This is a genomic window from Streptomyces sp. OfavH-34-F (assembly GCF_022347745.1).
In the GTDB taxonomy this organism is placed as follows: domain Bacteria; phylum Actinomycetota; class Actinomycetes; order Streptomycetales; family Streptomycetaceae; genus Streptomyces.
This window is the reverse complement of record NZ_JAKRGC010000016.1, coordinates 42686-49947: the sequence shown is the minus strand read 5'-3', so window position 1 is coordinate 49947 and position 7262 is coordinate 42686. Positions and strand designations below refer to the sequence as shown.

At 71.8% G+C, this 7262-nt stretch carries 11 protein-coding genes and 1 pseudogene; 10 read left to right on the top strand and 2 right to left on the bottom strand.

Going from position 1 to position 7262, the window contains the following annotated elements:
- The 6 genes and pseudogenes from MHW47_RS05600 to MHW47_RS05580 all read left to right on the top strand — a co-directional run.
- Positions 1-202, top strand: a pseudogene (locus MHW47_RS05600) (hypothetical protein); the annotation flags it as partial.
- Between the two features lie 168 nt (positions 203-370).
- The gene (locus MHW47_RS05595; RefSeq protein ID WP_239221499.1) at positions 371-1066 is read left to right on the top strand and encodes a DUF2993 domain-containing protein; all 696 of its coding nucleotides are present in this window, start codon (positions 371-373) and stop codon (positions 1064-1066) included.
- A gap of 213 nt (positions 1067-1279) precedes the next feature.
- Positions 1280-1387 carry a putative leader peptide gene (locus tag MHW47_RS36060; RefSeq protein WP_353961645.1) on the top strand — a complete coding sequence of 36 codons (108 nt, stop codon included), beginning with the start codon at positions 1280-1282 and terminating at the stop codon, positions 1385-1387.
- A 153-nt stretch (positions 1388-1540) separates the two neighbouring features.
- A complete protein-coding gene (locus MHW47_RS05590; protein ID WP_239221498.1) occupies positions 1541-2386 on the top strand; it encodes a sulfurtransferase in 846 nt (281 codons plus the stop codon).
- A 74-nt stretch (positions 2387-2460) separates the two neighbouring features.
- A complete protein-coding gene (locus tag MHW47_RS05585; protein ID WP_142217934.1) occupies positions 2461-2748 on the top strand; it encodes a DUF1416 domain-containing protein in 288 nt (95 codons plus the stop codon).
- Between the two features lie 150 nt (positions 2749-2898).
- Complete coding sequence (locus tag MHW47_RS05580; protein ID WP_239221497.1) at positions 2899-3216, top strand: DUF3099 domain-containing protein; 318 nt, start codon at positions 2899-2901, stop codon at positions 3214-3216.
- 39 nt (positions 3217-3255) lie between these two features.
- On the opposite strand, the gene MHW47_RS05575 is transcribed toward MHW47_RS05580, so the two are convergent.
- Positions 3256-3618 (bottom strand): DsrE family protein, encoded by a 363-nt coding sequence (locus MHW47_RS05575; RefSeq protein ID WP_239221496.1) that lies wholly within the window; start codon positions 3616-3618, stop codon positions 3256-3258.
- 302 nt (positions 3619-3920) lie between these two features.
- On the opposite strand from MHW47_RS05575, the gene MHW47_RS05570 reads away from it, so the two are divergent.
- From MHW47_RS05570 to MHW47_RS05560, 3 genes are read left to right on the top strand one after another with little or no spacing between them, the layout of a single operon-like run.
- Positions 3921-4493 carry an FABP family protein gene (locus MHW47_RS05570; protein ID WP_239221495.1) on the top strand — a complete coding sequence of 191 codons (573 nt, stop codon included), beginning with the start codon at positions 3921-3923 and terminating at the stop codon, positions 4491-4493.
- A gap of 48 nt (positions 4494-4541) precedes the next feature.
- Positions 4542-5036 carry a Fur family transcriptional regulator gene (locus MHW47_RS05565; protein ID WP_239221494.1) on the top strand — a complete coding sequence of 165 codons (495 nt, stop codon included), beginning with the start codon at positions 4542-4544 and terminating at the stop codon, positions 5034-5036.
- Positions 5037-5058: 22 nt separating this feature from the next.
- Positions 5059-6024 (top strand): folate-binding protein YgfZ, encoded by a 966-nt coding sequence (locus tag MHW47_RS05560; RefSeq protein ID WP_239221493.1) that lies wholly within the window; start codon positions 5059-5061, stop codon positions 6022-6024.
- Positions 6025-6042: 18 nt separating this feature from the next.
- Here MHW47_RS05560 and dtd read toward each other — a convergent pair whose 3' ends face one another.
- On the bottom strand, positions 6043-6492 hold the full coding sequence (dtd, locus tag MHW47_RS05555) for a D-aminoacyl-tRNA deacylase (protein ID WP_239221492.1): 450 nt from the start codon (positions 6490-6492) through the stop codon (positions 6043-6045).
- A gap of 117 nt (positions 6493-6609) precedes the next feature.
- Between dtd and MHW47_RS05550 the strand changes: the two genes are divergently transcribed.
- Positions 6610-7239, top strand: coding sequence for an ABC transporter substrate-binding protein (locus MHW47_RS05550; RefSeq protein WP_239221491.1), 630 nt, complete (start codon positions 6610-6612; stop codon positions 7237-7239).
- Positions 7240-7262 lie beyond the last annotated feature (23 nt).

The following is a 7262-nucleotide window of genomic DNA, read 5'->3' as shown; positions in this document are numbered from 1 at the left end:
GGGCGCGGTGGCCGGAGCGGCCACCGACCTGGGCGGGAAGGGCGCGCTGCTGGGCCTGGCGGCCGGGGTGTGCGCGCTGGTCGGACTGCGGGTGGCCAGCTACGACTACCCGTCACGCTTCGTCCACATGACGGCGGGTGTGGCGCTGCCGCTGACCGCGGCGGCTCCGGCCGTCTACCTGCTGGGCCGCGCATTGACGTAGTCCCGTACCGCTCGTATCCGTAGCGTGTCGTCCGCATGACGAGGCCCTCCGCGGGGAACCGTTGGGGGGCTTTCGTACGTCGGTCACGCGGGGACGTGCCGTGCGGTCGACAGGAGGCTCGCGGGCCCCGGTGGGCCGTGGGCACGGCAGGGTGGGGGAAGAGAGAGCATGCGCGCACTGCGGATATCGGTCGTCGTCCTGGTGGTCCTGGCGGCGGTGTTCACCGTCGTGGACCGGGTGGCGGTGTACGTCGTCGAGTCGCAGGCCGAGGACCGGGTGCAGGTGCAGGGCGCGCGGATCGGGTCCACCGACATCTCCATCAAGGGCTTCCCGTTCCTGACCCAGGTCGCCGGCTCCGAGCTGGACGAGGTCGAGGTGCGGCTCACCGGGATCGAGACCCGCGCCGGCGGCCGCGCGCTGCGGATCTCCACCATGGACGCCGAGCTGCGCGACGTCCGGCTGAGCGACGGCTTCTCCGGCGCCACCGCCGCCCGGGCCGAGGGCACGGCGGTCATCTCGTACGAGGACCTGACCGAGGCCGCCAGTGACGGCGTCGCGGTCGAGTACGGCGGCAACGGCAAGGTGAAGGTGACCGGGACCGTCAGCATCCCGCTGCTGGGGCGCCCGGTCTCGCGCAGCGTGCTGTCCACCGTCACGCTGGTCGACGGCCACACCGTCCGCGTCCACGCGGACAAGGTGCCGGGCGAGGGCATCCCGGGTCTGGAGCGGCTGGTCCGCGAGAAGACCGACTTCGAGCGCCGGGTCGGCGGGCTGCCCGACGGCCTGAAACTGGAGAAGATCCAGCCGACCGCCGAGGGCCTGGAGATCGCCGTCACCGGCACCGATGTGCGGCTGGCGGGTTGACCCCGGCCGCGGGCGGGTAGAGGGCCCACCGCACACCTCACCCACATAGTGAGACGGCCCTGTCCGGTCCGTAGATGTCCGCGCGTTCCCCTGGCCCGCCCGAGGGCGCGGGAGTCCGTCCGAGCGGTCGCTTATCCCGTATTACGGACGATCCTGTCTCAGAATGCGACACAACGGTGACATGTTCGCCCGTACATCCCTACGATCGGACCCATGCAGTGCTCTATTAGCGGTCTCCCGCAGCGGGGACAGGCGGATCTCACGAAGCGGCGGGCAGTGGACCTGTGCCGCGTCGCCGCCATGCTCTGTCGCACTGTCTGAGCGGGACGTCTCCCGCGATCCCCGGCCCTTCGACCGTACGTCGGGGCCATCGCGCCCGCCGCCCGCGCCACGGACCGGCCCGCGCCCCGTACATCCGCATCACGCACGATCCGTGCACCATCTCGCCGCAGACTGCCCCGGAGGAGAAACAGAATGAGCCGCAGTGACGTCCTGGTAGACGCCGACTGGGTCGAGGCCCACCTCGACGACCCGAAGGTCGCCATCGTGGAGGTGGACGAGGACACCTCCGCGTACGAGAAGAACCACATCCGGAACGCCATCCGGATCGACTGGACCAAGGACCTCCAGGACCCGGTCCGCCGCGACTTCGTCGACCAGGCCGGTTTCGAGGCGCTGCTGTCCGCCAAGGGCATCGCCAACGACACCACCGTCGTCCTCTACGGCGGCAACAACAACTGGTTCGCGTCCTACGCGTTCTGGTACTTTAAGCTCTACGGCCACCAGGACGTCCGCCTGCTCGACGGCGGCCGCAAGAAGTGGGAGCTGGACTCCCGCGACCTGGTGGACGGCGACCAGGTCCCGTCCCGCCCGGCCACGCAGTACAAGGCCCAGCCGCAGGACGAGTCGATCCGCGCCTACCGCGACGACGTCGTGAAGGCCATCGGCACCCAGAACCTGGTCGACGTGCGGTCGCCCGACGAGTTCAGCGGCAAGCTGCTCGCCCCGGCCCACCTCCCGCAGGAGCAGTCGCAGCGCCCCGGCCACGTGCCGACCGCCCGCAACATCCCGTGGTCGAAGAACGCCAACGACGACGGCACCTTCAAGTCGGACGACGAGCTGCGCGCCCTCTACGAGGCCGAGCAGGTCGACCTGTCGAAGGACACCATCGCCTACTGCCGCATCGGCGAGCGCTCCGCGCTCACCTGGTTCGTGCTGCACCAGCTGCTGGGCCAGGAGAACGTCAAGAACTACGACGGCTCGTGGACCGAGTACGGCTCCCTCGTCGGCGTGCCGATCGAGCTCGGCGCCAACAAGTAAGGCCCCGTGCCACCGGGCCGGCACCCGCCGGCCCGCTACCGACCAGCATGACCACCGACCCGAAGGACTGAACCATGTGTGGAGCAAAGGCCGGCGGCCCCGACGCTTCGACGATCAAGCCCGGTGAGACCACCATCCAGGGCAGCGTGACCCGCGACGGCGAGCCCGTCACCGGCTACGTCCGCCTGCTGGACTCGACCGGCGAGTTCACCGCCGAGGTCCCGACCTCGGCGACCGGCCAGTTCCGCTTCTACGCGGCCGAGGGCACCTGGACCGTCCGCGCGCTGGTGCCCGGCGCCACCGCCGACCGCACGGTCGTCGCGCAGACCGGCGGCCTCGCCGAGGTGGCCATCGCCGTCTGACACGGCACCCGGTATCACCGGTGACCGGCCGAAGGGCCGTACCCCAGGGGGTTTGGACGCTTGCCTGGCACGGGTACGGCCCTTCGCGCCGTCCGGAGGCGGAAGCCCGCCGGACCGGCCGGGCGGGCCGATCGGGCCTACGCTGGAGACATGTACCGCCGACGCCGGCGCGCCTACTTCCTGCTGATGGGCGTGTGCCTCGTCCTCTTCGTCTCGGCCTGGGCCTTCGTGAGGCTCTGGTCGATGCCCGCCGCCATCGCGATGTGTGTGGTCGCGATGGTGATTCCGCCCGTCGCGGCGATGGTGGGCAACCGCAAGGGGCCCGAGGACCGCTGGTGGGACGAGCCGGGTGCGGAGCGGGAGCGGCCGCCCGGTGCCGCCCCGCCCGGCAAGGACGGCGGCGCCACCGGCGATCCGGAGTCCGACGCGTGGTGGGAGGAGCTGGACGGCAGGAAACGGCGCCGCTGAACGGCCCGTGCGCCCCTGCGGTCCCGGGCGCTCCGGGTCTCAGTAGACGAGCGCCTGCACGTCGTCGGCCATGATCTCGCTGACGAAGACCTGCGCCCCGGCGATCCGAACGCCCTCCAGGACGTCCTTCTCCGTGATGTCGCGCCGCGCCGCGCACTGCGTGCACAGCGTGATCCGGCCGCCCGCCTGAATGGACTCGATGAGGTCCGGCAGGGGCGCGGCGTGCGGCAGTTCGAACTCGGCCGCGCGGCCCGGCAGCGCGAACCACGCCGATTCCCCGGTCAGCCAGAGCGAAACCTCCACCCCGCTGGCGACGGCCACCGCCGCCACCGTGAACGCCTGCGAGCAGCGCTCGGCGGAATCGGCCCCTGCGGTCACCTTGATCACGAGCTTCTTCGGCATACGCAGCACTGTAATCCTCCGCCGCCGGGCGGCCCCGCCGCCCGGCCGCCCCGGAACGGCGGGGGCGGGCCCCACCCATTAGGCTGGGGCCGGTCCGGTACTGCCCTGTACTGCCGCCCTACCGCTCGTCCGAGGAGCCCCCCGTGCTTGAGGCATTCTTCTCCGCCCTGCTGGTCCTGGTCTGCGTCGGCGTCCTCGCCTTCGCCGCCGTGACCGTGAAGAAGCTGTACCAGGGTCAGCGCTGACCACCTGCCCGTCCCCGGCCTTCCCGCCTCCCGTCTCACAGATCGACTGAGCCGCTCATGATCGAGATCCCGTCCGACCTCCACCCGGACCTCGTCCCGCTGGCGTTCCTCCTGGGGAACTGGGTGGGTGCGGGAGTCTCCGACTTCCCCGGCGCCGAGAAGTGCAACTTCGGCCAGGAGGTCACCTTCCGCCACGACGGCCGTGACTTCCTGGAGTACACCTCGCACTCCTGGGTCCTCGACGCCGACGGCAACAAGGTCCGCCCGCTGGAGACCGAGACCGGCTACTGGCGCATCGACAAGGACCGCAAGGTCGAGGTCGTCATGGCCCGCGACCAGGGTGTCATCGAGATCTGGTACGGCGAGCTGGCCGACAAGAAGCCGCAGATCGACCTTGTCACGGACGCGGTCGCCCGGACCGCCGCCTCCGGCCCGTACAGCGGGGGCAAGCGCCTCTACGGCTACGTCAACAGCGACCTGATGTGGGTCGGCGAGAAGGCGACGCCCGAGGTCGAGCTGCGCCCGTACATGTCGGCGCACCTGAAGAAGACCGTCACGCCCGAGGAGGTCGAGGCGATGGCCAAGAGCCTCGGCGACCTGCCGGACGACGGCATCGCCTTCTTCAAGTAGCCCGGGATTCCGCAGAACGGTTCCGCCGCCCGGATCTACACTGGGCCTGTGGTGAGCACCGACTGGAAGACCGACCTCCGGCAGCGCGGCTACCGGCTGACGCCGCAGCGCCAGCTCGTCCTGGAAGCCGTCGACACGCTCGAACACGCGACGCCCGACGACATCCTCGCCGAGGTGCGCCGGACCGCCTCGGGCGTGAACATCTCGACGGTCTACCGGACGCTGGAGCTCCTGGAGGAGCTGGAGCTGGTCAGCCACGCCCATCTGGGCCACGGCGCCCCGACGTACCACCTGGCCGACCGGCACCACCACATCCACCTGGTGTGCCGGGACTGCGCGGACGTCATCGAGGCCGATCTGAGCGTCGTCGCGGAGTTCACCGAGAAGCTGCGCGGCGCGTTCGGGTTCGAGACCGACATGAAGCACTTCGCGATCTTCGGCCGCTGCGCCGGCTGCACGGCGAAGGCGGGGCAGCCGGACGCCGCCGCGGGCCCGGACCCCGCCGCCCCGGAGGACGGCCCCGCACCGGCGGCCGGGGCCTGAGCACCAGTCGTACGCTGGTCGCATGAAGAGCCCCCTGCTGTCCCTGCCCGGCGCCGTCCCCGCCGAGGGCCGCGACGAAGGCGTCGCCGCGCACTACGGCGACCTGTTCCGCGAGCAGCGCACCCTCGCCGACGGTTCGGGCCTGGTCGACCTCTCGCACCGCGGTGTCGTCACCGTCTCCGGGAGCGACCGGCTGGCCTGGCTGCACCTCCTGATCACCCAGCACGTCACCGACCTCGCCCCCGGCCGGGCCACCGAGGCGCTGATCCTCAGCGCGAACGGCCACATCGAGCACGCCCTGTACCTCGTGGACGACGGCGAGACCGTGTGGATGCACGTCGAACCGGGTACGCGGCAGGACCTCGTCGCCTATCTGGAGTCGATGAAGTTCTTCTACCGGGTCGAGGTCGCCGACCGCACCGAGGACTTCGCGGTGGTGCACCTGCCGGCCGGTTCGATCGCCGAACCCCCGGCCGGGGCCGTCGTACGCGAGACGCCGTACGGCCGGGACCTGTTCCTGCCCCGCCCGGACCTGGAGTCGTACGCCGCCGAACACGGCCCGCTCGCCGGGGTGCTGGCGTACGAGGCGCTGCGCGTCGAGGCGCACCGGCCGCGGCTCGGCTTCGAGACCGACCACCGCACCATCCCGCACGAACTGGGCCTGATCGGCGTCGCCGTCCACCTCCAGAAGGGCTGCTACCGGGGCCAGGAGACCGTGGCGCGGGTGCACAACCTGGGCAAGCCGCCCCGCCGCCTGGTCTTCCTGCACCTGGACGGCAGCGAGGTGCACCTGCCGGGCCCCGGCACCCCGGTCCGGCTCGCGTCGGACGGGCCCGAGGGCCGGCAGCTGGGCTTCGTCACCACCTCCGCCCGCCACTACGAACTGGGCCCGATCGCCCTGGCCCTGGTGAAGCGGAACGTGGCGGTCGACGCGGAGCTGCTCGCCGGGGACACGGCGGCGGCCCAGGAGACCGTCGTCGAGCCGTAGGCGGCGCCGGAGCGGGGCTCAGACCTCGACGATGACGGTGAACGGGCCGTGGTTCGTGAGCGAGACGCGCATGTCCGCCCCGAACCGGCCCGTCTCCACCGTCGCCCCGAGCGCCCGCAGCCGCGCCACGACCTCGTCGACCAGCGGCTCGGCGACCTCGCCGGGCGCGGCGGCGTTCCAGGTGGGGCGGCGGCCCTTGCGGGCATCCCCGTAGAGGGTGAACTGCGAGATCACCAGAAGCGGCGCGTCCACGTCCGAGCAGGACTTCTCGCCCTCCAGGACGCGGAGCGACCAGAGCTTGCGGGCGAGCTGCGCCGCCTTCTCCGGGGTGTCGTCGTGGGTGACCCCCACCAGGACGCACAGCCCTTCGCCGGCTATCTCCCCGACGATCCGGGAACCCCCGTCGCCGTCCGCGGCGTCCTTCACGGAGACGCTCGCGCCATCCACCCTCTGTACCACTGCACGCATACAGACCAACCTATCTTGGGCCGAACGGGTACAGAGCCACCTCATCGGGGCTCTCGGGGTGGCACCATGCTCGGGAGGCGGTGCGCCGACGCACCGGTCGAGGGGATGGACACAAGCATGAGCACCCATGGAACCGGGCAGTCCCCGGCCGCAGTGCCGGTCGCGCGTCCCGGTGTCAGCGGCGGCACGGGCCCCGGTACGAGCATCAGCACCATGCGCCCGCCCGTACAGCGGACCGGGCAGGGCGACGAGGCGGGCGACGGCGCGGTGCGGCCCGACCTGGGCGCGCTGCGGCTGCCGGAGCTGCGCGCGCTGCGCCGCGACGCCCAGCGCGACGAGGCCGACCTCAGTTACGTGCGGCGGCTCGTCCAGGGCCGGATCGACATCCTGCGCGCCGAACTGGCCCGGCGCCGGGGCCCGGAGGCGCCGGTCGTGGACCGGCTGTCGGAGATCCTCGCCGACGCCCCGTCGCCGCAGCGCTCCTCCGCCCGGCACGTCACGCTGTCCACGCCGCGCAGCGCGGAGTACCGCAGGCTCGCGGCCGAGACGCTCGCCGAGGTCGAGCTGTCCGACCTGGACGCCCGGACGGACGAAGAGCTGCACACCGCGATGGGGCGCCTCGTCCGCTACGAGCAGCAGGTCTCCCGGCGCCGGCACCGGCTCCAGCGCACGGCGGACGGTTGCGGAGCGGAGATCGCCCGCAGGTACCGTGACGGGGAAGCACACGTAGACGACCTGCTCGCCTGAGGCGACCCCCCGGGGAGCGGGTT